Origin of the sequence: Xanthomonas sp. D-99 (genome assembly GCF_017746145.1) — a bacterium.
Lineage (GTDB): Bacteria > Pseudomonadota > Gammaproteobacteria > Xanthomonadales > Xanthomonadaceae > Xanthomonas > Xanthomonas cissicola.
Window position 1 is genome coordinate 59,064 of record NZ_JAGHWU010000008.1, and the last position, 25,250, is coordinate 84,313.

Genomic DNA, 25,250 nt, shown 5'->3' on the forward strand with positions numbered 1-25,250 from the left:
GGTGCTCTCATGCTTCCAGCTCCTTGTGCAGTTCCTGCAGCGACCACACGGGGCCGGTGCCGCGGAATTCCAGCGATTGCACCAGCGCCTTGGCGCCGGCGACAGTGGTCGAATAGGTCACGCGATGCTGCAGCGCTTCGCGACGGATCGAGAACGAATCCGAAATGGCAGCGCGACCTTCAGTGGTGTTGACGATGTAGACGATCTCGCCGTTCTTGATCGAATCGACGATGTGCGGGCGGCCTTCGGCCACCTTGTTGACGATTTCGCAGCTCAGCCCGTTCTGCTGCAGCCAGGCACCGGTACCGCGCGTGGCCACCAGCGTGAAGCCACGCTCCACCAGCGCCTGCGCCACCGGCAGCACGCGCTGCTTGTCCGGGTCGCGCACCGAGACGAAGGCCTTGCCCAGCGGCGGCGCCTTGATGCCACCGGCTTCCTGCGCGCGCGCGAACGCGGCGCTGAAGCTGCGGCCCACGCCCATCACCTCACCGGTGGAGCGCATCTCCGGCCCGAGGATCGGGTCCACGCCCTGGAACTTGGCGAACGGGAAGATCGCTTCCTTCACCGAGTAGTAGTCCGGCACGATTTCCTTGGTGGCGCCCTGCTCGGCCAGCGTCTTGCCGGCCATGCAACGTGCGGCGATCTTGGCCAGCGGCATGCCGATCGCCTTGGACACGAACGGCACCGTGCGCGAGGCACGCGGGTTCACTTCCAGCAGGTACACGATGTCGTCGCCCGCCTCGTTGACCTGCACCGCGAACTGGGTGTTCATCAGGCCGACCACGTTCAAGCCTTCGGCCAGCATCACCACCTGGCGGCGCAGCTCGGCCTGGGTCTGCGGCGAGAGCGAATACGGCGGCAGCGAGCAGGACGAATCGCCCGAATGCACGCCGGCTTCTTCGATGTGTTCCATCACCCCGCCGATCAGCACGTTACCGTCCTTGTCGGCAATGATGTCCACGTCCACTTCCACCGCGTTGTCGAGGAAGCGGTCCAGCAGCACCGGCGAATCATTGGAGACCTTGACCGCATCGCGCACGTAGCGCGCCAGGTCGGATTCGCCATAGACGATTTCCATCGCACGGCCGCCCAGCACGTAGCTCGGGCGCACCACCAGCGGGTAGCCGATTTCGCGCGCCAGCACCAAGGCTTCTTCGGCATTGCGGGCGATGCGGTTCGGCGGCTGCTTCAGGCCGAGCTTGTCGACCAGTTGCTGGAAACGCTCACGGTCCTCGGCCAGATCGATCGAGTCCGGTGAAGTGCCGATCACCGGCACGCCATTGGCTTCCAGCGCACGCGCCAGCTTCAACGGGGTCTGGCCGCCGTACTGCACGATCACGCCCTTGGGCTTTTCCAGCTCGACGATTTCCAGCACGTCTTCCAGCGTCAGCGGCTCGAAGTACAGGCGATCGGAAGTGTCGTAATCGGTGGAGACGGTTTCCGGATTGCAGTTGACCATGATGGTTTCGAAACCATCGTCGCGCAGCGCCAGTGCCGCGTGCACGCAGCAGTAATCGAACTCGATGCCCTGGCCGATGCGGTTGGGGCCACCGCCCAGGATCATGATCTTGTCGCGATCGGTCGGCAGCGCCTCGCATTCGTCCTCGTAGGTCGAATACAGGTAGGCCGTGCTGGTGCCGAATTCGGCAGCGCACGAATCCACGCGCTTGTAGACCGGGCGTACCTTCAGCGCGCGGCGCAGCGTGCGTACCGATTCTTCGTTGCTGCCGATCAGCTGCGCCATGCGCGCATCGGAGAAACCGGCACGCTTGAGCATGCGCAGGCGCGGTGCATCCAGCGCCGCCATGCCGTCGTCGGCCAACTGCTGTTCGTGGCTGATGATTTCTTCGATCTGGTCCAGGAACCAGGGGTCGATGAACGACAGCGCATACACATCGGCCACCGTCATGCCGGCACGGAAGGCATCGGCGACGTAGAACAAGCGCTCCGGGCCCGGTGCCTTCAGCTCGCGCTTGAGCGTGGCGATGTCGTCTTCGCTGCTCAGGTCCAGACCGGTCGGGTCCAGGCCGATCTTGCCGGTTTCCAGGCCACGCAGCGCTTTCTGCAGCGATTCCTGGAAGGTGCGGCCCATCGCCATCACCTCGCCGACCGACTTCATCTGCGTGGTCAGGCGCGCATCGGCCTGCGGGAATTTTTCGAACGCAAAGCGCGGGATCTTGGTGACCACATAGTCGATCGACGGCTCGAACGAGGCCGGGGTCAGGCCACCGGTGATCTCGTTCTTCAATTCGTCCAGCGTGTAGCCCACCGCCAGCTTGGCGGCGACCTTGGCGATCGGGAAGCCGGTGGCCTTGGAGGCCAGCGCCGAGGAACGCGACACGCGCGGGTTCATTTCGATGACGACCACGCGGCCGGTGGTCGGGCTGATGCCGAACTGCACATTCGAGCCGCCGGTATCCACACCGATCTTGCGCAACACCGCGATCGAGGCATCGCGCAGGCGCTGGTATTCCTTGTCGGTGAGCGTCTGCGCCGGTGCCACGGTGATCGAGTCGCCGGTGTGCACGCCCATCGGGTCGAGGTTTTCGATGGCGCACACGATGATGCAGTTGTCCGCGGTGTCGCGCACCACCTCCATCTCGAATTCTTTCCAACCCAGCACCGACTCTTCCACCAGCACTTCGGTGGTCGGCGACAGTTCCAGGCCGCGGCCAACGATCTCGATCAGCTCTTCGCGGTTGTAGGCGATGCCGCCGCCACTACCGCCCAGGGTGAAGCTGGGGCGGATGATGGTCGGGTAACCGACGCGGGTCTGGATCTCCAGCGCTTCTTCCAGCGTGTGGGCAACCGCCGCCGTCGGGCAATCCAGGCCGATCTCGCCCATCGCCACGCGGAACAGCTCGCGGTCTTCGGCCATGCGGATCGCTTCGCGCTTGGCGCCGATCAGCTCGACGTTGTACTTCTCCAGCACCCCGTGGTCGGCCAGGTCCAGCGCGCAGTTCAGCGCAGTCTGCCCGCCCATGGTCGGCAGCAGGGCATCGGGCTTTTCCTTGGCAATGATTTTTTCGACCGTCTGCCAGTTGATCGGCTCGATGTACACGGCGTCGGCCATGTTCGGGTCGGTCATGATGGTGGCCGGATTGCTGTTGACCAGCACCACGCGGTAACCCTCGTCGCGCAGCGCCTTGCACGCCTGCGCACCGGAGTAGTCGAACTCGCAGGCCTGGCCGATGACGATCGGGCCGGCGCCGATGATGAGGATGGTTTTAAGGTCGGTGCGCTTTGGCATGGGGGTCCTCAGTAAAGTCGGTCCTGCCACGCCGTAGCGGCGAGCCAGGTAATTTGGTCGGGCGATCGGGCATCGATCGCGCCATGGTCGACCGCGGCGCGAACCTCTCGCTGCATCGCGGCCCAGCTGGGAGCGGCGGCGCCGATGCGCGCGCCAATCCCGTTGTTATGCGCATCCATCGCGCGGCTCGGCGTGCCAACGCCACCGCGTTCCATCACGGCAGTCACCCAATCCACGCAACGCGGAGACAAGGTGTAGGCGACGATGGCGCTCGCAAGGCTGTGTCGGTAGGCATCGGCCGGGCCGTTGCGCCCGCCGGGGAGGCCGGAACCCAACCACTGCGAATACACCGCAATCAACACGAACGCCGGATACGTCGACAGCGCGAGCATCGCCAACGCAAACACCCGCCAATGGCGTGTGCGCGGCAGCGAGGCCAGCCCTGTTTTCATCAGGCGCGTGCCGCCATCAGATCCACGAACCGATCGAACAACGGCCCCACATCGCGCGGGCCGGGCGAGGCTTCCGGATGGCCCTGGAACGAGAACGCCGGGGCGTCGGTCAGCGCGATGCCCTGGTTGGTGCCGTCGAACAGCGACCGATGGGTCACCCGCACATTGGCCGGCAAGGTGCTTTCATCCACTGCAAAACCGTGGTTCTGCGAGGTGATCATCACCCGGCCGCCGTCCAGGTCCTGTACCGGGTGGTTGGCGCCGTGATGGCCAGTGGTCATCTTGAGCGTCTTGGCACCAGCGGCCAGCGCCAGCAACTGATGGCCCAGGCAGATGCCGAAGGTCGGCACCTTCTGCGCGATCAGTTCCTTGATCGCATCGATCGCGTAGTCGCACGGCTCCGGGTCGCCCGGGCCGTTGGACAGGAACACGCCATCGGGTTGCAGCGCCAACACCTCGGCCACCGGCGTGCGCGCCGGCACCACCGTGACGTCGCAGCCGCGCTCGGCCAGCATGCGTAGGATGTTGAGCTTCACGCCGTAGTCGTAGGCCACAACCTTGAATGCGAGTCCCTCGCCAGAGCCCGCACTTCCATGCGCGGACTTTCCAATATTCAACGCACCCAGACCCAAAAAGCTGTCTGAGTTCAGATCCAGCGAGCCTTCCTTCCAGGTGTACGTGCTCTCGGTCGAGACCACCTTGGCCAGATCCATGCCTTTCAGGCCGGGGAACTTGCGTGCGGCTTCCAGCGCTTTCTCGACGTCGATGTCGCCGGCCATCAGCGCACCGTTCTGGGCGCCCTTCTGCCGCAGCAGGCGGGTCAGCTTGCGGGTGTCGATGCCGGAGATGGCGACCACACCGCGGGCCTGCAGCCATTCCGGCAAGGCCACCTGGCTGCGCCAGTTGCTGGGGCGGCGCGGCACATCGCGCACGATCAGGCCGGCCGCCCAGATCTTGCGGGCCTCGTCGTCCTGGTCGGTGAAGCCCGTGTTGCCGATATGCGGATAGGTCAGCGTGACCATCTGGCGGGCGTAGGAGGGATCGGTCAGGACTTCCTGGTAGCCGGTCATGGCAGTGTTGAACACCACTTCACCGACAGAAAGCCCGTTGGCGCCTACGGATTCGCCCTCGAACACGGTGCCGTCTTCGAGGACAAGGATTGCGGGTTGGGTCACGTGGGGGTCTCGCTCTGGCTGCCTGGGACTCCGATGCGCTCCCGGCCAAATTCCGGTTGCAGCAAAGCGCGGACGCGGTGCTGGGGACCGGTCCGACGCTGGTTCGGGCAAGCGAGAATTGTAAAGGCAACTGCCCCGCCATGCCAGTCTGAAGAGCATCGGATGCCGTCACGGCATCAACGCTGAGGCATGAATAGGCCGCGAGGTGCGGCTACCATTCATGCATGGCTGCGGCGCGCTTACAGCACCAGGTCGCGTACGCGGTAGCTGCCTGCCGGCTTGCCGATCAGCCGCTTGGCAGCATGCAAGGCACCGCGCGCGAAGATGTCGCGGTTGGTTGCGCGGTGCACCAGCTCGACCCGCTCGCCCAGCCCGGTGAACTGCACGGTGTGTTCGCCAACGATGTCGCCGGCACGCAGGCTGACATAGCGCGGCTGCGCGCCGCTGCCGGTCGCCGCTTCGCCCAGCGTCAATGCGGTGCCGGAGGGTGCGTCCTGCTTGTGCACGTGATGCGCTTCGAGGATGTCGCAGTCCCACCCCGGCAAGGTGCCGGCCGCGCGTTCCACCAGCTCTGTCAGCACCGCAACGCCCAAACTGAAGTTGGACGCCCAGACCAGCGCAATCTGCTGGGCGGCATCGCGCAAGGCCGCACGTTGCGCTTCGTCGAGCCCGGTGGTGCCGGACACCAGCGGCTTGCCGCGCTGCGCGCACAACGCCAGGATCGGTGCGAAGCCCTGCGGCAAACTGAAGTCGATGGCCACATCGAACGCAGGCGCGCCGCCGAGTTCGCTGGCAGCGAAAAACGGCACCCCATCGACCACGCGCTGGGACGGCGAGCGGCCCACCACGGCGCCGACCACCTGCACGGTCTGGTCTTCGGCAGCCAAGCGCAGCAACGCCTTGCCCATCCGCCCGGAGGCGCCGTGGATCAGAACTTTCACAGCAGAGGTTGTCATGGCGGCAGGCTGGCTTGGCGATGTGGGGTGGTACACGATAGCCGGGATTGGGGATCTGGGATTAGCGATTCGTCACCGCGGTGCCCCATTGCGCGCGATGCGGCGTTGCGCGGTGATGCGACCGGTACTGTCGAGGCGCGCGACGAGGCGTGGCGAACGGCTCCTGGATATGTACTGCCGAGTGGAGAGCCACAGATGCGACTGGACTCTGCCGATTCCGCAAGCCGGCACGCAGCCAACCCTATGAGGCGATGATGTCGGCCGCTCTACGCGTGGCTATCGCAACGTAGCGCGCAATCGTCACGCAGGCGCGGACTGCGCGGCGCAAGCGCATACACATGCCGTACTGGCCGACGTACGCAGCGACCACATCCGCCTGACGCTGCGCAGTAGTTTCGTTATCCCTCCTCAGTCGCCGATCCCATCCAGCCGCTTGCTCCAGCTTTCCACTTCGCTGCGCTGCAGGCGGCGTTCGAAAAGCGTGCGCCAGGACGGCACGAGCGGCAGCTGCAATACCGCGGTGACAGCTGCAACATCGACCTGGCGTGCGTACAGCACCTGCTGAAGACGCGACAGCGGCCACTCCGGATGCGGCCGCGCCTGCAGGGTCAGCAGGTCGCCGGCCGCGACGCTGCCCGGCTGCAGCACGCGGTAATACCAGCCGGTACGGCCGGTTTCCTGCACCCGCCGCGCCAGTTCGCGCACACCAAAACGGTCCGACAGCTTCCAGCACGGTTGTCGCAACTGCGACACCTCCACCACCGCCGTGCCCAAGGTGAAGCGATCGCCGAGACAGACATCGGCTTCGGTCACGCCCACACTGCTGAGGTTTTCGCCAAAGGCACCTGCAGCCTCAAGCAACACGTGCGGACCAAGTTCATCGCGCCAGGCAGCGTAGTGATCGCGCGGGTAATGATGGATGGCCTTGTCCGGCCCGCCATGCACGCGCCGGTCGCCTTGCTCGTCGCCCTCCAGGCCTTCGAGGCCCACCTGCACCGCTCCCTGCAGCGCGCGCTTGTCGATCGCGCTGCGGCTGCCAGGGCGAGTGAAGTCGCGCGCGCTGCCGATGGCAACGTGATCGATCCTGATCGCGATCGGCGCACCCTGCTCCGCCGTCGCCACCGTCACCCGCCCAGCCCCGGCAACTCGGCCAGCGCCTCGCGCAACAGCTCGCCCAGCACCTGGATGCCGGCATCGATCTTCTCGCCGGGCACGGTGACGAACGACAGGCGCAGCGTATTGGTCTGCGGCAAGGTGGCGAAGAACGGCGCGCCGGGAACGAACGCGACATTGCGCGCGATGGCCCGCGCCAGCAACGCGGTCCCGTCTAGACCCGGTGGCAAGGTCACCCACAAGAACATGCCGCCCTCCGGGCGATTCCACTGCACCTGCGGCGGGAAGTGCCGGTCCAGCGCCTCCAGCATCAGGCTGCATTGACGCGCGTACAGCGCACGGATCTGCGGAATATGGGTCTGGAGAAAATCGTCCTGCAGCGTCTGGTACACCACGCGCTGCGTGAACGATGGGGTGTGCAGATCGGCCGCCTGCTTGGCCTGGATCAGTTTTCCCAGCACCGCTTCGGGCGCCACCACATAGCCCAGCCGCAGGCCGGGCGCGAGCACCTTGGAAAAGGAGCCCATGTAGATGACGCCTTCCGGGTTCATCGACAACAGACTCGGCAACGGTTGCCCGCTGTAGTACAGCTCGCCATACGGGTCGTCTTCCACGATCGGCACGCCTGCCTCGGCCGCGCGTGCCACCAAGGCCTGGCGACGCGCCAACGGCAAGCGCCGGCCGGTGGGATTCTGAAAATTCGGCAGGCAGTAGAGAAAGCGCGCATCGGCCAGCAACGACGGATCCAGCGCATCCACCACCACGCCGTCCTCGTCCGAAGGCATGCCGACGAATGCCGGCTGGAACAACGAAAACGCCTGCAATGCGCCCAGGTAGCTCGGCGTTTCCACCAACACCTTGCTGCCTTCGTCGATAAAGACCTTGCCGAGCAGGTCCAGGCCTTGTTGCGAGCCGGTGGTGATCAGCACCTTGCTAGGCCGGATGCTGGCGCCGTCGCGACTCAGCCGCGCGGCCACCCATTCGCGCAGCGGCGCATAACCTTCGGTTGGGCCGTATTGCAGTGCCGCCTGCGGGGCGTCGCGCAGCACCTGGTCGCTGGCTGCGCGCATGCGCTCCACCGGAAAGGTGGCCGGCGACGGCAGGCCGCCGGCGAAGGAAATGACCTCCGGCCGTTCGGTCACCTTGAGGATTTCGCGAATCGCCGAACTGGTCAGCGCCTGCGCACGTCGGGAGATCTGGAAGGAAGTTGTCATGGCGCAAGCATAGCGAACGCCAGTGGCTGCGGCGCTGTGCAGTGCAGCGACGGATCGCTGGCCGCGTGCCTCGCCCGGCACGCAGTCCAAAGGCCACCAGCACGTCGCCGGCCATCGCCAGGCAACCATGGAGGATGCACTGCAGCTGCCCTGGCCGCATGACACAAGCCGCACCCAGCGACGACCGCGCCAGCGGGCAACAAGCGCAGTCGTTTGGTCAACTGCGCTTATTGATAGGCCGGGCCGACCCAGGCAGTGCCTTCGCTGTGGGCGATGAGTGTCTTCCAGCGCTTGCGGATCACCTTGTCGCGTGTGCGAAAGGTCATGCGCACGCCCGGCAGACCGAGCGTGGCGCGGGTTTCGACCATCGCCGAGTGTTCGTCTGCGGCGATGTCGATCTTGGTGATCGACTGCTTGTAGTCGATCAGCTCTTCCGGATCGGCCACGTGGCTCATCTGCCGCAGCACCTGCGCCCATTCGCCGTTGGACTTGCAATATTTTTCGCGGTTGGCGGTCTGCCGCTGCTGATGCGAATCCATGCGGTACAGCATCACCATTTCGAATTCCGGCGCGGCCATCGCGCAGAGCGCCTCGCCGTCCTGGCTCAACATCGCCTTGTCGTGCGCGGCATAGAAATCGCGCACCTGCTTCTCGTCGAGTGCGTTGCCGCCATAGTTATAAAGGCCCGCAACGGCGGCCAGCACCGCCAACAACACCAGCAAACGCATCACCGCCCCCTTGTCTGGCCGCGTCCTGCGGCCGCGCAAGTGTAGACCAGACGACGCGGGTCAGTGGCTGCGGGGCGGTGTCGGGCCGCAGCTGTCGCAACCGCCGCAGGCCGAGACGGTTTGGGCGGCAGGCGGTGCCACGCGACGCCCCAGTGCCTGCATCCATGCCGGCCGCCCGTTGCGCAGCAGCCCAAGCGCAAGCGCGCCACGCAGGCGACGCAGCACACCGGGAAACTGTTTCTTCATCACCACCCACAGGCTCACCAGCACTGCGATGGCGATCACCAGGTACTGCAGCGTGAGCGAAAGCGTCATCTCAGCCGGCTCCCAGCAGCACGGCCAGTTGGTAAGTCACCAGCGACGCCAGGTAGGCCAGCGCGAACAGGTACACCGCACTGATGGTCATCTGCTTCCACGAGTTGGTTTCGCGCTTGATCGTGGCCAGGGTGGAGATGCACATCGGTGCGTAGATGTACCAGACCAGCAGCGACAACGCGGTGGCCAGCGACCAACCGTCGCTGATCAACGGCGACAGCGCCTGGGCTGCTGCGTCGTCGTCGGCAGCGGACAACGCGTACACCGTGGCCAGCGAGGCCACCGCCACTTCGCGCGCAGCCAGGCCGGGAATCAACGCGATGCAGATCTGCCAGTTGAAGCCCAGCGGTGCGAAGAACACTGCCATTGCGTGACCGATACGACCGGCGAAGCTGTAGTCGATTGCCGGCAAGGTGGCATTGGCCGGCGCCTCGGGAAACGACAGCAGGAACCATAGCAGGATGGTCAGCGCCAGGATGATGCCGCCCACGCGCTTGAGGAAGATCCATGCGCGCTCCCACAGCCCCAGCGCCAGATCGCGCACCTGCGGGACGCGATAGGACGGCAGCTCCAGCATCAACGGGTGCTCGCTCTTGTCGCGCCGCCATTTCTTCATCGTCCACGAGACCAGCAGCGCACTGACGATGGCCGCAGCGTACAGACCGAACAGCACCAGCCCCTGCTGGTTGAAGATGCCCCACACGGTCCTCTGCGGAATGAAGGCGCCGATCAACAACGCATACACCGGCAGCCGCGCCGAACAGGTCATCAACGGCGCGACCATGATGGTGGCGAGCCGGTCGCGCGGGTCCTGGATGCTGCGCGTGGACATGATGCCCGGCACCGCACACGCAAAACTCGACAACAGCGGAATGAACGAGCGCCCCGACAAACCGGCCACCGACATCATGCGATCGAGCAGAAACGCCGCACGTGGCAGATAGCCGGATTCTTCCAATGCCAGGATGAAGGCGAACAGGATCAGGATCTGCGGCAGGAACACGATCACCCCGCCCAGTCCGGCGATGACGCCATCCTTGAGCAAGCTGTTGAGTGGACCTTCCGGCAGGGTCGCGCCGACCCAATCGCCCAAGGCAGCGGTGCCGCCGTCGATCAGGTCCATGACCGGCGCAGCCCAGGCATAGACCGCCTGGAAGATCAGGAACATCACCACCGCCAGCGTGACCAGGCCCCAGATCGGATGCAGCAGCCAGCGGTCCAACGCATCATCCACACGCGAGGTGCGGGTGGGCATGGTCACCGCTGCGCCAAGGATCTGCCGCACCAGCGCGTGATAATTACCGTCGGCCGGCGGATTGGCGGCGGGCGCCGCCAGGCGCGCCGCCTGCGCATCGAGCCGCTCGACCAGCACCTTGGCACCACCGCGCCGCACCGCCACCGTTTCGACCACCGGCACGCCGAGCGCCTGCTCCAGCGCCGGCAGGTCGATGACAATGCCGCGCCGCTGTGCGGCATCCATCATGTTCAGCGCCACGATCATCGGGCGGCCGAGCTCGCGCAACTCCAACGCAAAGCGCAGATGCAGGCGCAGATTGGTCGCGTCCATCACATAGACCAGCACGTCCGGCGCCGGCTCGCCCGGATAAAAGCCACGGCACAGGTCGCGGGTGATCGCCTCGTCCAGGCTCGCCGGTTGCAGGCTGTAGGCGCCGGGCAGATCCAGCACCGCAAAGTCGCGCCCGGACGGTGCGCGGAAGTGCCCTTCCTTACGCTCGACGGTGACGCCGGTGTAGTTGGCCACTTTCTGCCGGCTGCCGGTGAGCTGGTTGAACAGTGCGGTCTTGCCGCTGTTGGGGTTGCCAACCAGCGCCAGACGCAGAGGAACGCTGGCCGCGCTCATGCCGATCCTCCCGCATGGCGCACCTGCACGCGCGCAGCCTCGCTGCGCCGCAGGGCAAACCGCGTGTAGCCCACCTGCACCAACAATGGCTCGCGACCGACCGGCCCGGTGGCCAGCACCGTGACTTCCTCGCCTGCGACAAACCCCAACTCCCGCAAGCGCCGGGCGATCGTGTCGTTGGGGAGACGATCCTCCACGGAATCCACGATGGCGGCGCGATGCAAAGGCATGTCGGACAGCGTCACAAAGACGGCCTGATTGTTAGGAATGGTTCTCAATTCTAGCATCGACGCACCGCGTCATGGCTCCGGCGACCCGGCCCGCTATCATGGTTCGCATCCCATTCATGGACGGACGCAATGCAGGACACCGGCTTGATCGTCGAAGACCACGGAGCGGTCCGCACCTTGCGGTTGCATCGCCCCGCAGTCCACAACGCCTTCGATGCGACGCTGATCGCCGCGCTGACCGATGCATTGCGCGAGGCTGGCCGGGCGTCGCAGATCCGTATCGTCGTGCTGACCGGTGATGGCGCGGCCTTTTCGGCCGGCGCGGACCTGCACTGGATGCGCGGCATGGCCAGCGCCAACGAAGCGGAGAACGCCGCCGATGCATTGGCACTGGCGCAGCTGATGCGCACCCTCGATGAACTGCCCAAGCCCACCATCGCGCGCGTCAACGGGGCCGCCTTCGGCGGCGGTGTCGGCCTGGTGGCGTGTTGCGATATCGCCATCGGTTGTACCGAGGCGCGCTTTGGCCTGACCGAGAGCAAGCTCGGCCTGCTGCCGGCGGTCATTTCGCCTTATGTGGTTGCAGCGATCGGTGCGCGCCAGGCGCGGCGCTGGTTCGCAACCGCCGAGATCTTCGATGCCGGCACCGCGCAGTTGCTGGGTCTGCTGCACCAACTGGTGGCCGCCGATCAGCTGGATATCGCCGTGGAGCGGCAGGTCCGTCTGCTGCTGGCAGCGGCGCCGCTGGCCACCAGCAGCGCCAAGGCGCTGGTGCGCTCGGTGCTGCCACCTGCCGACCGCGATGCCATCGATGCCGCCAATGCGGCGTTGATTGCCCGTCTGCGCGTGTCGCCCGAAGGCCAGGAAGGCCTGGGGGCGTTCCTCGACAAGCGCAGCGCCGCGTGGGTGCCGGAGAGCATGGCGTGAGCGCGATCGATCATATCGGCCTGGCCTGCAGCGATCTGCAAACCAGCACCGCGTTCTACCAGGCCGCGCTCGCGCCCCTGGGCATCGCGCTGCTGGTGGAACTGACGGCCGCGCAGACCGGCGGCCGCGCGCATGCCGGCTTCGGCACCGAGCGCCCGTTTCTCTGGCTGGGCTCCCACGCGCAGACGCCGGGCACCATCCATGTCGCGCTGACGGCGACCGACCGCGACAGCGTCGATGCGTTTCATCGTGCTGCGCTGGCCGCCGGCGGCCGCGATCACCGCGCACCCGGCCTGCGCCCGCATTACCACCCACACTATTACAGCGCCTTCGTGCTCGACCCTGATGGCCACAATTGCGAAGCGGTCTGCCACCTCCCCGCATGAGTATCTTTCCGATGTCCCTGGTTTCCCTATTCGCGCATTCGGCCGCCACCACGCCTGCGGTTGTGGCGACGCCTGTACGCCGTCATGCGCGCCGCGACGTGAGCGCATGAGCGACTTCGTCCGCATCGTCGAAGTTGGCCCACGCGATGGCCTGCAAAACGAAGCGCAGCCGATCGCCACTGCCGACAAGATCGCGTTGATCGATCAACTCTCGGCCACCGGGCTGCGCACGATCGAAGCAACCAGCTTCGTCAGCCCACGCTGGGTACCGCAGCTGGCCGACGCCGCCGAGGTGTTTGCCGGCATCGCGCGGGCGCCGGGCATCGCATATCCGGTGCTGGTGCCCAACCTGCAGGGCTACGAACGCGCACGCGCCGCCGGGGCGCAGGAAGTGGCGGTATTCACCGCAGCATCGGAGGCGTTCAATCGCACCAATACCAACGCAGGCATCGACGAATCGATCGAACGGTTTCGGCCGATCCTGCAGCAGGCCGCGCTCGATGGCGTACGCGTGCGCGGCTACGTCTCCACCGTGCTGGGCTGCCCGTACCAGGGCGAGGTGCCGGTGACCGACGTGGTGGATGTGGCACAACGTCTGCACGCGCTCGGCTGCTATGAAATCTCGCTGGGCGACACCATTGGCGTGGGCACGCCGGTCAAGGCGCGTCGGATGTTGGCCGCGGTGGCGCAGGCCGTGCCGATGCCGGCATTGGCGGTGCATTTCCACGACACCTATGGGCAGGCGCTGGCCAATATCGCGGCCTGCCTGGAGCAAGGCGTACGCGTGATCGATGCGGCCGTGTCCGGTGCGGGCGGCTGCCCGTATGCCAGGGGCGCCAGCGGCAACGTGGCCAGCGAAGACGTGGTGTACCTGTTGCAGGGGCTGGGCATGCCCACCGGCATCGACCTGCCCGCCCTGGCCCGTACCGGCCGCTGGCTGGCGCAGCTGCTCGGTCGCGACACCGGCAGCAAGGTCGGCAAGGCGTTGGCTGCCGCCGGCTGAGATCTCCCTGCCCGCGCAATCGTGCATCACCTACCACCGCGATCACGCAGGAGCTTGGGCTAGAATTGCCGACCGCTCCGCCGATCGTTCGTTTGCCGCTACCACCGGCCATCAACGCGACTCAGGGAACCAACGCATGCAGCCATCTTCTGTCCTTGCCATCGTGACCGGCGGCGTCTCCGGTCTCGGCCTGGCTGTCGCACAGCGCCTGGTGGCCGACGGTGGCAAGGTCGCGCTGTTCGATGTCAACGCCGACAAGGCCGAGGCGGCGCTGGCGCTGCTCGGTGCCGGCAACGCGCATTATCTCGCCACCGATGTCACCGATGAGGCCCAGGTCGCGGCCAATGTGGCGCAGGCTACGCAGGCGCTGGGCGGATTGAATCTGGTGGTCAATTGCGCCGGCATCCTCGGCGCCGGCCGCGTATTGGGCAAGGAAGCGCCCATGCCGCTGGCCACCTTCCGCAACGCCGTGCTGGTGAATCTGGTCGGCAGCTTCAATGTGGCCAAGGCCGCGGCCGATGTCATGCAACACAACACCAGCGGCGATGACGGCGAGCGCGGCGTGATCGTCAATACCGCCTCGGTCGCCGCATTCGAGGGCCAGATTGGCCAGGCAGCATATGCGGCAAGCAAAGGCGGCGTGGTCGGCATGACCTTGCCGATGGCGCGCGAACTGGCCCGCTTCGGCATTCGCGTGATGACGATCGCGCCGGGCGTGTTCTGGACCCCGATGGTCGACGGCATGCCCGAGGCCGTGCAGCAATCGCTGGCCGCCTCCATCCCGTTCCCCTCGCGCCTCGGCCAGCCCGACGAATACGCCGACACCGTCGCCTTCATCCTGCGCAACCGCTACCTCAACGGCGAAGTGATCCGCCTGGACGGCGGCGTGCGGTTGGCGCCCAAATAGCCGGGATTGGGGATTCGGGATTGGGGATTGGTCGCAGCGAGAACGCCGTACCCTCCCCGCCTCCTGCAATCCTGTTTTTGCCAATCCCAAATCCCCAATCCCTAATCTCTGACTGAAGCCATGAAAGCCAACGACATCAAGAAAGGCAACGTCGTCGAATACAACGGCGGCATTTACCAGGTCCGCGACATCGAACGCAGCTCGCCGCAGGGCCGCGGCGGCAATGTGCGCTTTCGTTTCATCATGTACAGCGTGCCGGGCGGAGTGAAAACCGACGCCAGCTTCGATGCCGACGACAACCTGCCGGAAGTCGAGCTGCTGCGCCGGCAGTCCACGTTCTCGTACAAGGACGGCGAGGCGTTCGTGTTCATGGACGACGAAGACTTCACCCCGTACACGCTGGATGCGGACGTGATCGGCACCGACGCCGGCTACATCACCGACGGTCTGACCGGCATCTATGTGCAAGTGATCGACGACCAGCCGGTGGCCGTCCAACTGCCGCAGACGGTGACGCTGGAAGTGGTGGAGACGCCGCCGGAATTGAAGGGCGGCACCGCCACCAAGCGGCCCAAGCCGGCCAAGCTCAACACCGGCATGGAAATCATGGTGCCCGAGTACATCACCAATGGCGAACGCGTGCTGGTCAACACCACCACGGGCGAATTTGCCGGTCGCGCCGACTGATGCGTCGCCTTGCCGTTGTCGTGGCCGTGGGTGTGCTGGCGGCCTGCAGCGTGCAACAAGCACCGACGCAGGCCGCAACGCCTGCGCCGGTGGCCTGCACCGATCCCAAGGTGGAAGACGAATGGCTGCAGCATCCGGCAGGCCTGTGCGGCATGCCGGAGGATGTGCGCAAACTGGTCGAGGACTACGACACCTGCGAGCACTTCGCCGGCGAAGAGCCGTATGACGCCGACCGCCGGCATGAAATCGAAGTGGCCGTGGCACAGTTCTGCACGCCGGCACCGGCACGCCTGGCCACGTTGATGCAGCGGTACCGCAACGACGCGCATGTCAGCCAATGGCTGCGTCAGTATGCAAAGCAAGCGGATCTGCAACCAGCCGGCTGAGATACATCGGCTGACATGACAGCTGTGTGCTGATGCGGTGGGTTACTCCTGCTAGTGGCAGCGTAGTCAGAACTCACAGCTGCGGACTGCCGCCCTTCCTTATTTCGCCGAGAGAAGACGGCGCGCTGCCCCCTCAATGAGGGCGAGGCAATTCGGGAGAATGCTGGCTGCCCCCTCATCCCAACCCCTCTCCCGACGGGAGAGCGCCAAGCAACTCACCCGTTCTGGTCAGGGTCGCGATTGCGCGTGCGCGGGGGTGAACACATCCGCGGCGGCGGCATCACCGCGCGCAAGCACGCGCAGGCGCGCACGCAAACGTTCCACATTCGCTTCGCCCTGCTCCAACCCATTGCGCATGTTGGCCGGCAATTGCTGCCGTCCAGCCAACTGCAGCTGTTTCCAGCCGCCGACCAACACCGCGCTTTCCTGCGCCACGCGCGCGCTCAGCTGTTGCTGCTCGTCCGCTTGCGGCAAGCCATACCCCGCGCTGCCCAGCAGCACCGCCGGATGACTGAGTTGCGCCTGGCGCGCGAACAGCGCTTGCAGCTGTCCCTGCACTGCGTCGCGCGCGGCCATGCCCGGTTGCAACAGGCGCTTGAGCGCATCGCGCGCCAGTAATTCCTGACGACGCAGGGCCGCCTGTTCCAGCAACAATGCCGCTGCAGTCTCGCGCAGGCCACCGCGTCCGAACCATTGCGCGCGCACCTCGGGCGTGGCATCCAGCCACTGCGCGACAGTTGTTTGCGGCACCGCGATGCCGCGCCGGACGACATCGAACATGGTTTGGTAATGCGCCGCCGCCGATTCGAAGTAATAGCCCTGACGGATGGCTTGTGCAGGGTCGTCCAGCACCCGCAGATCGGCGATGCCGGCACGCTGCAGTCGCTGCCGTACCCCGCGCGGCGTGATCGAGGACAAGTTCGCTGCAGCCAGACGCGGCACCCCGTCATGCAGCAACTTATAGGTCTCCACCGCGCAGTTGTTGCCGATGAAGTAATAGTGCCCGTCGTAACTCCAGTGCACCTGCGCGGCGCGCTTCAGCAGGGCCGCGATCTCATCGGGCGCCAGTGTCAGCGGCACCGACGACAGGGCACGCAATTCCACCTTGGTGTATTCGTCGACCACCTGATTCAACGGCAGCACGAACAGCCGCGACGGATACGAGCCGGTGAGCCCACGCCAGCTGGAAATCTGCACATCGCCCACGAACGCGCGGAACGACAGCACACGGTGGTACTGCAGATCCAGCCGGCATGCCGGGCCTGGTGCGCGCCCGGGTGCACAGATCACCAGGCGCAACATGCTATGGCCCCAGCGGCTCATCGGCTGCTCGTTGCCCTCGGCAAGCAGATAGTCCACCGCGTACACGCGTGCCGGATCCAGCGACAGCAACGACATCGCACCGGCATCGTTGTCGGCCTGCAGGTACGGCAACGCAGTCTCGCAGGGCGTAGCGCCCCGCGGCGTACCGAGGCGCTGCGCAAACCAGGCCGCCAGCGCAGGGCGCCGGCAGGCGTAGTCGGCGTCCAGCACGTAATGCTCGAGATTGACCGCAACGAACTCGGCCGGGCTGCGACGTTCGTACGCGTCCGGGCTGCGGTCACTGAACCGATTTGCGCCGCGCCCTACCCGCCACGGCCGTACCTGCCAGCCGGCAAGATCACGCAGGCGCGGATCGCGCGACAACGCGCTGTGTGCGCCGCGATCGAGCACATGCGCCAGTTCGTGTATGAGCGCAGCCATCGCCGCGCGCGTGGCCGCCGCGCTGCGATCGGCACTTGCATCGTCGGATTGCGCGCTCCACGCCTGCAGCAGCGCGCGATCGAGCAGGATGCGATTGCCGATTGCACGGCCGTGTACCTGCATCGGCAGATCGGTGCGCCATTGCAGCTGGATCGGGGCGGTCATCCGCTGGGTCCAGCCTTGCGGCAATCGCTGTGCGACCTGCTGCACCAGCGCATTACTTGCGTCGATTTGCGCCGCAGGCAAATCCGAGGGAACAACCTCCAACAACAGTTCGGCCTGCGCCTGCGGTGCGATCAAGGCAGCCAGCAGCAGCCAACCGCACCGCCGGCGCAGACTCACTGGGCCAGAACGGACTGCGCCAGTTCCAGGTCGCTGGCCAGCCGCGCCGCGTCGCTACGGCTACGCAACTGCACCAACGCCGCTTCCAGACGCGCGCCGCGGATGACGCCATCGCTGGCAACAAAGCCGGCCGCATCTTCGCGGGCGTCGGCCACCACCTTGTCGTCGCCGGAACTGCTGCCGGAAGAATTGGACGAGCCAGCCGACGAGGCACCTGCCGAAGTGCCGGCCAGGCTGGATGCGAACGCTGCCAGCGGCAGCAGCGTCAAAGCGCAGAACACGAGGGAGCGCATCATGGGCTGATCGATTCCGTGTGAAGGTGCTGGAAGACTAACCGGCGGGCGTGTCGGCAGGTGCGTCATGCGTCGCGAACAGCTTGCCGGGATTCAGCAAAAGATGAGGATCGAGCACATGTTTGATGCCGCGCATCAAGGCGATTTCCTCGGCAGAGCGCGTGCTCCATAGATAGGCCTTCTTGACCAGGCCGATGCCGTGTTCGGCGGAAATGCTGCCGTCGAAACGCTGCAGGGCCTGCGCCAGCAACTTGGTGACCTGATCGCAGGCCGCAACGAAATCGCCCTGGCTGGTGCCATCGGGTTTGAGCACGTTGATGTGCAGGTTGCCATCGCCGATATGCCCGAACCACACCACATCGAAGTGCGGATACGCCTGGCTGAGCAAGGCCTGGGTTTCGGCCAGGAATGCGGGCATCGCCGAGATGCGCACCGACACGTCGTTCTTGTACGGCGTATAGCGCGCCAGCGCTTCGGTGATGCCTTCGCGCAGGCGCCACAGTTGCGCGGCCTGCGCATCGCTCTGGCTGATCACGCCATCGCTGACCCAGCCCTGCTCCATGCAGGTCTCGAAGGCCGCCATCGCAGCCGCCTCCTGCGCCTCGTCGCCTGCCGCGAATTCGGTGACCACGTAATACGGGTGGACCTCGGCGAACGGCGCCTGCGCGCCATGCGCAAGCACATGCTCCAGCGCGCGATCGGTAAAAAATTCGAACGCCTCCAAACGCAGCTGCGCGCGAAACGCGGCGAACACCTGCATCAATACGTCGAAGGACGGCAATGCCAGCAGCATCACGTTGCTGGGCGGCGGCGGGTCGGTCAGCCGCAACGTGGCTTCGACGACGATGCCGAGCGTGCCTTCAGAGCCGATCATCAGATGCCGGAAGTCGTAGCCGCTGGAATTCTTCACCAGCGCATTGTTGAGTTCCAGCAACTCGCCGCCACCTGTGACCACCTTCAACCCGGCCACCCATTCGCGCGTATTGCCGTAGCGGATCACCCGGATGCCGCCGGCATTGGTGGCGATATTGCCGCCGATCGAACACGAGCCGCGTGCCGCGAAATCCACCGGGTACACCAGCCCATGCTCGCGCGCGGCGTTGTGCACCGCTTCCAGCGGCATGCCGGCCTGCACGGTGAGCGTGCGATCCACTGCATTGAAATCCAGCGGTTTGTTCAACCGCTCCAGGCTCAACACCAATTCGCCGTTGGCCGCCACTGCGCCGCCGGACAAGCCCGTGCGCCCGCCCGAGGGCACCACCGCCACGGCTTGCGCGTTTGCCCAACGCATGACCGCCTGCACTTCCTCCACCGAGCCGGGCAAGGCGATGGCGAGCGGGTTCGGCGTCCAGCGGCGCGTCCAGTCGCGCCCGTAGTGCTCCAGGTCGGCCGGCTCGGTCTTCAAACGCAACGCAGGCACGGCCTGTTGCAACGAAAGGATGCGGGGATCGGTCATGGCACGCGGCGCTGCGGTAGGAACCGCACAGCGTGCCAGCGCCGGCCTGCCCCGTCCAGCCGGCGCACTCCCGGCCGACGCCGCGTTGGATTCAGCTGAAACCGTTGCACCGCAAGGGCTTCGCCGGTGCAAACACTGCGTTGCGACCGCCCAATCGCGCACCCCATCTGGCATAGTTGCCGACCCGATTGCTGCAGTGCGTTCCCCCATGTCGCCGAAGAAAACCTCGTTTCCCAAGCAGGACATCCGCGTGCTGTTGCTCGAAGGCATCAGCCCGACCGCCGTAGACGTGTTCCGTGCCGCCGGCTACTCGCAGATCGAACTGCACGCCAAATCGCTGCCGGAAGACGAGTTGATCGCCCGCATCGCCGACGCGCATATCGTCGGTATCCGCTCGCGCACGCAGCTGAGCGCCGACGTGCTGGCGCACGCCAAGCGCCTGATCGCAGTCGGCTGCTTCTGCATCGGCACCAACCAGGTCGACCTGGACGCGGCCGAGCTGGCCGGCATCCCGGTGTTCAACGCGCCCTACTCCAACACCCGCAGCGTGGCCGAACTGGTCATCGCCGAGGCGATCCTGCTCCTGCGCGGCATTCCGCAGAAGAACGCGCAATGCCATCGCGGTGGCTGGTCCAAATCGGCCACCGGCAGCCACGAAACGCGCGGCAAGGTGCTGGGCATCGTCGGCTACGGGCATATCGGCACCCAGGTCGGCGTGCTGGCCGAATCGCTTGGCATGCAGGTGATCTTCCACGATATCGAAACCAAGCTGTCGTTGGGCAATGCCCGCGCGGCGATCGATCTGGACGACCTGCTGGCACGCGCGGACGTGGTGACCTTGCACGTGCCGGAAACGCCGTCGACCAAGGACATGATCGGCGCACCGGAGATCGCCCGCATGAAACCCGGCGCGCATCTCATCAACGCCTCGCGTGGCACCGTCATCGACATCGACGCGCTGGATGCGGCGCTCACCTCCGGCCAGATCGGCGGCGCGGCGGTGGATGTCTTCCCGATCGAGCCCAAGGGCAATGGCGATGCGTTCGAATCGCCGCTCACTGCGCACGACAACGTGATCCTGACCCCGCACGTGGGCGGCAGCACGCTGGAAGCGCAGGACAACATCGGCATTGAGGTCGCCGCCAAACTGGTGCGCTATAGCGACAACGGCAGCACCTTGTCGGCGGTGAACTTCCCGGAAGTCACCCTGCCCGAGCATGCCGAAAGCCTGCGTTTGCTGCACATCCATCGCAACGTACCGGGCGTGCTGTCGCAGATCAACGAACTGTTTTCGCGCCACAACGTCAATATCGATGGCCAGTTCCTGCGCACCGACCCCAAGGTGGGCTATGTGGTCATCGATGTCGGCGCCAGCGAGGAACTTGCCGGCGTACTGAAGGACGAGCTGGGGCAGATCACCGGCACCTTGCGGACCCGGGTCCTTTATTGAGCGGGATTGGGGATTCGGGATTCGGGATTCGCAACAGCGCTGCGCGGCAACCTGTGGGTTCATCGGTCCAATCACGCTGCAGAAGGTAAAACATGGGAGTCGGCTAGGTCGATCGGCGCCGGACCACCGCCTCTACCAATCCCGAATCCCAAATCGCTAATCCCGGCTCTTCAGTGACCGGGATTGGGGAATCGGGATTCGCAACAGCGCTGCGCGGAACTGGCGGGTTCACCGGTCCAATCACGCTGCGGGCAGGGAACATGGGAACCGGCCACGTGGATAGCCGCCGGGTCACCGCTTCTACCAATCCCAAATCCCGAATCGCTAATCCCGGCTCTTCAGTTACCGGAATCGTGATTCGGGATTCGCAACAGCGCTACGCGGCAACTGGCGGGTTCACCGGTCCAATCACGCTGTAGGAGGTAAAAACATGGGGGCCGGCTAGGTAGATCGGCGCCGGACCACCGCCTCTACCAATCCTGAATCCCGAATCCCGGCTCTTCAGTTACCGGGATTGGGGAATCGGGATTCGCAATAGCGCTACGCGGCAACTGGCGGGTTCACCGGTCCAATCACGCTGTAGGAGGTAAAAACATGGGGCCGGCTAGGTAGATCGGCGCCGGACCACCGCCTCTACCAATCCCGAATCCCGAATCCCGGCTCTCCAGCCACTTCTCCGCCATTCGACGCAGCGATGGATCGAGCTCGGGCTCCGCAAGCAGCTCGGCAATCGGGCGCCATGCCAGTGCCAGCGATTCTTCGCTGACCTCGAATGCCTCGTCCGCACCGGCCACCACCACGTATCGCGCATCAAAGTGCCAGTGCCCCGCCACGTCGCCGCGCGCCGGAATCCAGTGACGGTCCAGATCGAACAGCTCTCCGTCGGCCAGCCGCAAGCCGACGAGCCCGGATTCCTCCTCCGCTTCGCGTAACGCCACCTGGGCCAGATCGCGGTCGCCATCGGCGTGCCCGCCCAGCTGCAGCCAGCGCTGCAGCTTGCGGTGATGGGTCAGCAAGGTGCGTGTGCCGTCGGCGCTCACCACCCACGCCGAGCCGGTGAAATGACCTTCGACACGCTCGCGCACGAACGGATCGGTGGCATCGTCCAGCAGTTGCGCGAACTGCTCGGCCAGCGCGGCTTCCTCCGGCCAACGCAGGCGGTACGCCGCCAATTGCTGCTGCAGGGTTGTATCCACCATCGCTCGTTCTCGGGCGCCCGGTGCGGGCCAGGCGGCCATTATCGCCATTCATGCTGCGTACGCGCTTGTCGTGAGCGTGTAGCTTTGGCAAGGTAGGCCGCTTGCCTGTCCCACCGGGATGCGGCGCACCAATTCGTCCGGGCGCCTGCGCCTGCGCTTTGCCACTTAGGGATGTACCGAATGCTGAAGTCTCTGTTGAGGGTCAAACCGATCGAGCCCGCCGGCCACGTCGATGCGGGCGAACCGGTCGAAGGTAGCCTGCAAGGCGAAGCCACGTTGCAACGGACCCTCACAGCCAAGCACCTGATCATGCTCGGTATCGGCGCGGTGATCGGCGCCGGCATCTTCGTGCTGACCGGCCAGGCCGCGGCCAATCACGCCGGCCCGGCGGTGATGCTGTCGTTCGTGTTCGCCGGTATCGCCTGCGCCTTCGCCGGCCTGTGCTACGCCGAGTTCGCCGCGATGATGCCGGTCTCCGGCAGCGCCTATTCGTATTCATACGCCACGCTCGGCGAAGGCATCGCCTGGTTCATCGGCTGGTGTCTGGTGCTGGAATACCTGTTCGCCGGCTCCAGCGTTGCGGTCGGCTGGTCTGCCTACCTGATCAGCTTCATCACCGGCACCCTGGGGTTGCCGTTCCCCGCAGAACTCGCGGGTGCGCCGCTGGCCTGGGACGGCCACGGCTTTGTCAGCTCCGGCAACCTGGTCAACCTGCCGGCCGTGCTGATCGTCGCCGCAGTGAGCATCCTGTGCTACGTCGGCGTCACCCAGTCGGCGTTCGCCAACGCGATCGTGGTGGCGATCAAGGTCGTGGTGATCTGCCTGTTCGTGGGCTTCGGCATTGCCTATATCGACCCGGCGAACTGGCACCCCTTCATCCCGGAAAATACCGGCCCTGGCCAGTTCGGCTGGGACGGGGTGTTTCGCGCCGCGTCCATCGTGTTCTTCTCCTACATCGGCTTCGACGCGGTTTCCACCTCCGCCGGCGAGACCAAGGATCCGCAGAAGAACATGCCAATCGGCATCCTGGTGTCGCTGGCCATCTGCACCATCATCTACATCATCGTCTGCGCAGTGCTGACCGGCCTGCTGCCCTACACCCAGCTCGGCACCGCCAAGCCGGTGGCCACCGCGCTGGAAGCCCATCCGCAATTGACCTGGCTCAAGACCGCGGTGGAAATCGGTGCCATCGCCGGCCTGTCGTCGGTGGTGCTGGTGATGCTGATGGCGCAGCCGCGCATCTTCTACACCATGGCCAAGGATGGGCTGATGCCCAAGCTGTTCGGCAAGGTGCATCCGACATTCCGCACGCCTTACGTCGGCACGCTCTTCGTGGGCGTGGTCGCCGCGCTGCTGGCCGGGGTGATCCCGTTGAACGTGCTGGGCGAACTCGTCTCGATGGGTACCCTGCTCGCCTTCGCCACGGTCTGCGCTGGCGTGCTGGTGCTGCGCTTCACCAAGCCCGACCTGGCGCGCCCGTTCCGGGTGCCGCTGGCGATGGTGATCTGCCCACTGGGCGCGTTGGCCTGCCTGTTCCTGTTCTTCCAGGCCTTTCAGGAACACTGGAAGGTGTTCGTGGGCTGGACCGTGATTGGCCTGGCGATCTACTTCGGCTACGGCATCCACCACAGTCGCCTCGCGAAACGGGCCTAACCTTCTCTTAAGACCGGCGCGCGACGCCGGTCTTCTTGTTCAATGATCGCGCGTAGCGCCAAGCCGGAACCGCTTCATGTTCAAACAACTTTGGGCCACCAAACACCCGCATGCCAGCCATGAGGCGGCCGATGGGCTGGGCCTGCAACGCGCGCTTGGCCCCTGGGGGCTGACGGCCCTGGGGATTGGGGCGGTGATCGGCGGAGGTATCTTCGTCATCACCGGCCAGGCGGCGGCCGACCATGCCGGCCCGGCGATCATGCTCTCGTTCGTGCTCGCAGCGGTGTGCTGTGCGTTCTGTGCGATGGCCTACGCCGAATTCGCCGCGATGGTGCCGGTCTCCGGCAGCGCCTATACCTACACCTACGCCACCTTCGGTGAGCTGGCCGCGTGGTTCATCGGCTGGATGCTGGTGCTGGAATACGGCGTGTCCGCCTCGGCAGTGGCGGTCAGCTGGACGGGCTACTTCTTGAGCCTGCTCGAGCATTTCGACATCCACCTGCCGGCCGCATTCGTCAGCGCGCCGCTGGACGGCAAACTGCAACCCACCGGGGCGATCGCCAACCTGCCGGCGGCCGGCATCGTGCTGCTGCTGACCTGGCTGTGCTATGTCGGCATCCGCAAGTCGTCGGCCATGAACATGGCCATGGTGATCCTCAAGACCGGCCTGATCCTGCTGGTGATCGCGGTGGGCTGGAAATACGTGGACACCTCCAACTGGCACCCGTTCATTCCGGCCAACGAAGGTCCGGGCAAATACGGCATGGAAGGCGTGCTGCGCGGCGCAGCGATGGTGTTCTTCGCCTATATCGGCTTCGAAGCGGTGTCGGTGGCAGCACAGGAATCGCATCGCCCGCAACGCGACCTGCCGATCGGCATGATCCTGTCGCTGGTGGTCTGCACCGTGCTCTACATCGCCATGGCGGCGGTCATGACCGGCCTGGTGCCATACACCTTGCTCGGCACCGACGAGCCGGTGGTGACCGCGGTGGCGGCGCATCCGCAGCTGGCCTGGTTGCGTGTGGTCGTGGAAGTGGGCGCGTTGATCGGGCTGTCGTCGGTGGTGCTGGTGATGATCATCGGGCAGCCGCGCATCTTCATGATCATTGCGCGCGATGGCCTGCTGCCCTCGATCTTCACCCGCATCCATCCCAAGTACCGCACCCCGCATGTCAATACCGTCATTACCGGTGTCGGCATCGCGCTGCTGGCAGCGGTGTTCCCGCTGGATGTGCTGGGCGAACTGACGTCGATGGGCACGCTGATCGCCTTCGCCGCGGTGTGCGCCGGCGTGCTGATCCTGCGTCGCACCCATCCGGAACTGCCGCGCCCGTTCCGCATGCCGGCCGCCTGGCTGATCTGCACCGCCGGCGTGTTGAGCTGCCTTGCGCTGCTGTCGGCAATGACGCTGCACAACTGGATGCTGATGGGCCTGTGGACGCTGGTCGGGCTGGTGATCTACTTCGGCTACGGGTATCGCCACAGCCGTCTGCGCGACGGCCGCTGAGCCCCCGCATGAGCCGG

General features: G+C 65.7%; 23 protein-coding genes. 9 read left to right on the forward strand and 14 right to left on the reverse strand.

Translation table 11 applies throughout. From position 1 onward, the window contains the following. Positions 1-7: 7 nt before the first annotated feature. The 10 genes from carB to J7360_RS04180 all read right to left on the reverse strand — a co-directional run bounded on the left by carB (position 8) and on the right by J7360_RS04180 (position 11,309). Positions 8-3,250: a carbamoyl-phosphate synthase large subunit gene (gene carB, locus J7360_RS04135; RefSeq protein WP_007973506.1), complete on the reverse strand. Its 3,243-nt coding sequence runs from the start codon at positions 3,248-3,250 to the stop codon at positions 8-10. An 8-nt stretch (positions 3,251-3,258) separates the two neighbouring features. After that, the gene (locus J7360_RS04140) at positions 3,259-3,702 is read right to left on the reverse strand and encodes a hypothetical protein (RefSeq protein ID WP_007962953.1); all 444 of its coding nucleotides are present in this window, start codon (positions 3,700-3,702) and stop codon (positions 3,259-3,261) included. Next, complete coding sequence (gene carA, locus J7360_RS04145; protein ID WP_042674829.1) at positions 3,702-4,877, reverse strand: glutamine-hydrolyzing carbamoyl-phosphate synthase small subunit; 1,176 nt, start codon at positions 4,875-4,877, stop codon at positions 3,702-3,704. The genes J7360_RS04140 and carA overlap by 1 nt, the downstream gene beginning before the upstream one ends. Positions 4,878-5,116: 239 nt before the next feature. Further along, complete coding sequence (dapB, locus tag J7360_RS04150) at positions 5,117-5,833, reverse strand: 4-hydroxy-tetrahydrodipicolinate reductase (RefSeq protein ID WP_007962949.1); 717 nt, start codon at positions 5,831-5,833, stop codon at positions 5,117-5,119. Between the two features lie 408 nt (positions 5,834-6,241). After that, a complete protein-coding gene (locus tag J7360_RS04155) occupies positions 6,242-6,961 on the reverse strand; it encodes an MOSC domain-containing protein (protein ID WP_057660035.1) in 720 nt (239 codons plus the stop codon). Next, positions 6,958-8,160: a PLP-dependent aminotransferase family protein gene (locus J7360_RS04160; protein WP_057660036.1), complete on the reverse strand. Its 1,203-nt coding sequence runs from the start codon at positions 8,158-8,160 to the stop codon at positions 6,958-6,960. Before J7360_RS04160 ends, J7360_RS04155 begins: the two co-directional genes overlap by 4 nt. Before the next feature lie 227 nt (positions 8,161-8,387). Continuing rightward, a complete protein-coding gene (locus J7360_RS04165) occupies positions 8,388-8,888 on the reverse strand; it encodes a hypothetical protein (RefSeq protein ID WP_022559070.1) in 501 nt (166 codons plus the stop codon). A gap of 60 nt (positions 8,889-8,948) precedes the next feature. Beyond that, positions 8,949-9,203, reverse strand: a complete 255-nt coding sequence (locus J7360_RS04170) for a DUF6587 family protein (RefSeq protein WP_022559069.1) — start codon at positions 9,201-9,203, stop codon at positions 8,949-8,951. Between the two features lies 1 nt (position 9,204). Further along, the gene (locus J7360_RS04175; RefSeq protein ID WP_057660038.1) at positions 9,205-11,064 is read right to left on the reverse strand and encodes a ferrous iron transporter B; all 1,860 of its coding nucleotides are present in this window, start codon (positions 11,062-11,064) and stop codon (positions 9,205-9,207) included. After that, positions 11,061-11,309 (reverse strand): FeoA family protein, encoded by a 249-nt coding sequence (locus J7360_RS04180; protein WP_003486267.1) that lies wholly within the window; start codon positions 11,307-11,309, stop codon positions 11,061-11,063. The genes J7360_RS04175 and J7360_RS04180 overlap by 4 nt, the downstream gene beginning before the upstream one ends. 114 nt (positions 11,310-11,423) lie before the next feature. On the opposite strand from J7360_RS04180, the gene J7360_RS04185 reads away from it, so the two are divergent. From J7360_RS04185 to J7360_RS04210, 6 genes are all read left to right on the forward strand, one after another. Then, a complete protein-coding gene (locus J7360_RS04185) occupies positions 11,424-12,221 on the forward strand; it encodes an enoyl-CoA hydratase-related protein (RefSeq protein ID WP_022559066.1) in 798 nt (265 codons plus the stop codon). Further along, positions 12,218-12,607, forward strand: a complete 390-nt coding sequence (locus J7360_RS04190; protein ID WP_057660042.1) for a VOC family protein — start codon at positions 12,218-12,220, stop codon at positions 12,605-12,607. The genes J7360_RS04185 and J7360_RS04190 overlap by 4 nt, the downstream gene beginning before the upstream one ends. A gap of 106 nt (positions 12,608-12,713) precedes the next feature. Continuing rightward, the gene (locus J7360_RS04195) at positions 12,714-13,610 is read left to right on the forward strand and encodes a hydroxymethylglutaryl-CoA lyase (protein ID WP_007962941.1); all 897 of its coding nucleotides are present in this window, start codon (positions 12,714-12,716) and stop codon (positions 13,608-13,610) included. 136 nt (positions 13,611-13,746) lie between these two features. Beyond that, positions 13,747-14,517, forward strand: coding sequence for an SDR family NAD(P)-dependent oxidoreductase (locus J7360_RS04200; protein WP_022559064.1), 771 nt, complete (start codon positions 13,747-13,749; stop codon positions 14,515-14,517). 120 nt (positions 14,518-14,637) lie between these two features. Beyond that, a complete protein-coding gene (gene yeiP / locus J7360_RS04205) occupies positions 14,638-15,204 on the forward strand; it encodes an elongation factor P-like protein YeiP (RefSeq protein WP_007962938.1) in 567 nt (188 codons plus the stop codon). Then, entirely contained in the window at positions 15,204-15,590 is a 387-nt protein-coding gene (locus J7360_RS04210) for a hypothetical protein (RefSeq protein ID WP_007962937.1), read from the forward strand. The genes yeiP and J7360_RS04210 overlap by 1 nt, the downstream gene beginning before the upstream one ends. Positions 15,591-15,818: 228 nt before the next feature. Here the strand turns inward: J7360_RS04210 and J7360_RS04215 are convergent, their stop codons facing one another. Genes J7360_RS04215 through J7360_RS04225 form a run of 3 tightly spaced genes read right to left on the reverse strand, consistent with a single transcriptional unit; the run spans position 15,819 to position 19,424 of the window. Beyond that, positions 15,819-17,675, reverse strand: a complete 1,857-nt coding sequence (locus tag J7360_RS04215; protein ID WP_057660045.1) for a DUF4105 domain-containing protein — start codon at positions 17,673-17,675, stop codon at positions 15,819-15,821. After that, complete coding sequence (locus J7360_RS04220; protein WP_022559060.1) at positions 17,672-17,971, reverse strand: DUF2388 domain-containing protein; 300 nt, start codon at positions 17,969-17,971, stop codon at positions 17,672-17,674. Before J7360_RS04220 ends, J7360_RS04215 begins: the two co-directional genes overlap by 4 nt. A gap of 34 nt (positions 17,972-18,005) precedes the next feature. Further along, positions 18,006-19,424, reverse strand: coding sequence for an FAD-binding oxidoreductase (locus J7360_RS04225; protein ID WP_022559059.1), 1,419 nt, complete (start codon positions 19,422-19,424; stop codon positions 18,006-18,008). 208 nt (positions 19,425-19,632) lie between these two features. Between J7360_RS04225 and serA the strand changes: the two genes are divergently transcribed. Next, the gene (gene serA, locus J7360_RS04230) at positions 19,633-20,874 is read left to right on the forward strand and encodes a phosphoglycerate dehydrogenase (RefSeq protein WP_057660046.1); all 1,242 of its coding nucleotides are present in this window, start codon (positions 19,633-19,635) and stop codon (positions 20,872-20,874) included. Between the two features lie 572 nt (positions 20,875-21,446). On the opposite strand, the gene J7360_RS04235 is transcribed toward serA, so the two are convergent. After that, complete coding sequence (locus tag J7360_RS04235) at positions 21,447-22,112, reverse strand: NUDIX hydrolase (RefSeq protein ID WP_244667756.1); 666 nt, start codon at positions 22,110-22,112, stop codon at positions 21,447-21,449. Positions 22,113-22,253: 141 nt separating this feature from the next. Here J7360_RS04235 and J7360_RS04240 point away from each other — a divergent pair, with 141 nt between their 5' ends. Together J7360_RS04240 and J7360_RS04245 are read left to right on the forward strand one after the other, a co-directional pair. Then, positions 22,254-23,726, forward strand: a complete 1,473-nt coding sequence (locus tag J7360_RS04240; protein ID WP_057660048.1) for an amino acid permease — start codon at positions 22,254-22,256, stop codon at positions 23,724-23,726. Positions 23,727-23,802: 76 nt separating this feature from the next. Continuing rightward, positions 23,803-25,233, forward strand: coding sequence for an amino acid permease (locus J7360_RS04245; protein WP_007962121.1), 1,431 nt, complete (start codon positions 23,803-23,805; stop codon positions 25,231-25,233). The last annotated feature ends 17 nt before the right edge of the window (positions 25,234-25,250 follow it).

Coding starts and splice junctions, on each gene's coding strand:
- J7360_RS04240 (WP_057660048.1), top strand. CDS start 22,254: ATGCTGAAGTCTCTGTTGAGGGTCAAACCGATCGAGCCCGCCGGCCAC.
- carB (WP_007973506.1), bottom strand. CDS start 3,250: ATGCCAAAGCGCACCGACCTTAAAACCATCCTCATCATCGGCGCCGGC.
- J7360_RS04220 (WP_022559060.1), bottom strand. CDS start 17,971: ATGATGCGCTCCCTCGTGTTCTGCGCTTTGACGCTGCTGCCGCTGGCA.
- J7360_RS04165 (WP_022559070.1), bottom strand. CDS start 8,888: ATGCGTTTGCTGGTGTTGTTGGCGGTGCTGGCCGCCGTTGCGGGCCTT.
- J7360_RS04170 (WP_022559069.1), bottom strand. CDS start 9,203: ATGACGCTTTCGCTCACGCTGCAGTACCTGGTGATCGCCATCGCAGTG.
- J7360_RS04140 (WP_007962953.1), bottom strand. CDS start 3,702: ATGAAAACAGGGCTGGCCTCGCTGCCGCGCACACGCCATTGGCGGGTG.
- J7360_RS04210 (WP_007962937.1), top strand. CDS start 15,204: ATGCGTCGCCTTGCCGTTGTCGTGGCCGTGGGTGTGCTGGCGGCCTGC.
- J7360_RS04195 (WP_007962941.1), top strand. CDS start 12,714: ATGAGCGACTTCGTCCGCATCGTCGAAGTTGGCCCACGCGATGGCCTG.
- dapB (WP_007962949.1), bottom strand. CDS start 5,833: ATGACAACCTCTGCTGTGAAAGTTCTGATCCACGGCGCCTCCGGGCGG.
- J7360_RS04200 (WP_022559064.1), top strand. CDS start 13,747: ATGCAGCCATCTTCTGTCCTTGCCATCGTGACCGGCGGCGTCTCCGGT.
- J7360_RS04225 (WP_022559059.1), bottom strand. CDS start 19,424: ATGACCGATCCCCGCATCCTTTCGTTGCAACAGGCCGTGCCTGCGTTG.
- J7360_RS04235 (WP_244667756.1), bottom strand. CDS start 22,112: ATGGCCGCCTGGCCCGCACCGGGCGCCCGAGAACGAGCGATGGTGGAT.
- serA (WP_057660046.1), top strand. CDS start 19,633: ATGTCGCCGAAGAAAACCTCGTTTCCCAAGCAGGACATCCGCGTGCTG.
- J7360_RS04245 (WP_007962121.1), top strand. CDS start 23,803: ATGTTCAAACAACTTTGGGCCACCAAACACCCGCATGCCAGCCATGAG.
- J7360_RS04175 (WP_057660038.1), bottom strand. CDS start 11,064: ATGAGCGCGGCCAGCGTTCCTCTGCGTCTGGCGCTGGTTGGCAACCCC.
- yeiP (WP_007962938.1), top strand. CDS start 14,638: ATGAAAGCCAACGACATCAAGAAAGGCAACGTCGTCGAATACAACGGC.
- J7360_RS04185 (WP_022559066.1), top strand. CDS start 11,424: ATGCAGGACACCGGCTTGATCGTCGAAGACCACGGAGCGGTCCGCACC.
- J7360_RS04160 (WP_057660036.1), bottom strand. CDS start 8,160: ATGACAACTTCCTTCCAGATCTCCCGACGTGCGCAGGCGCTGACCAGT.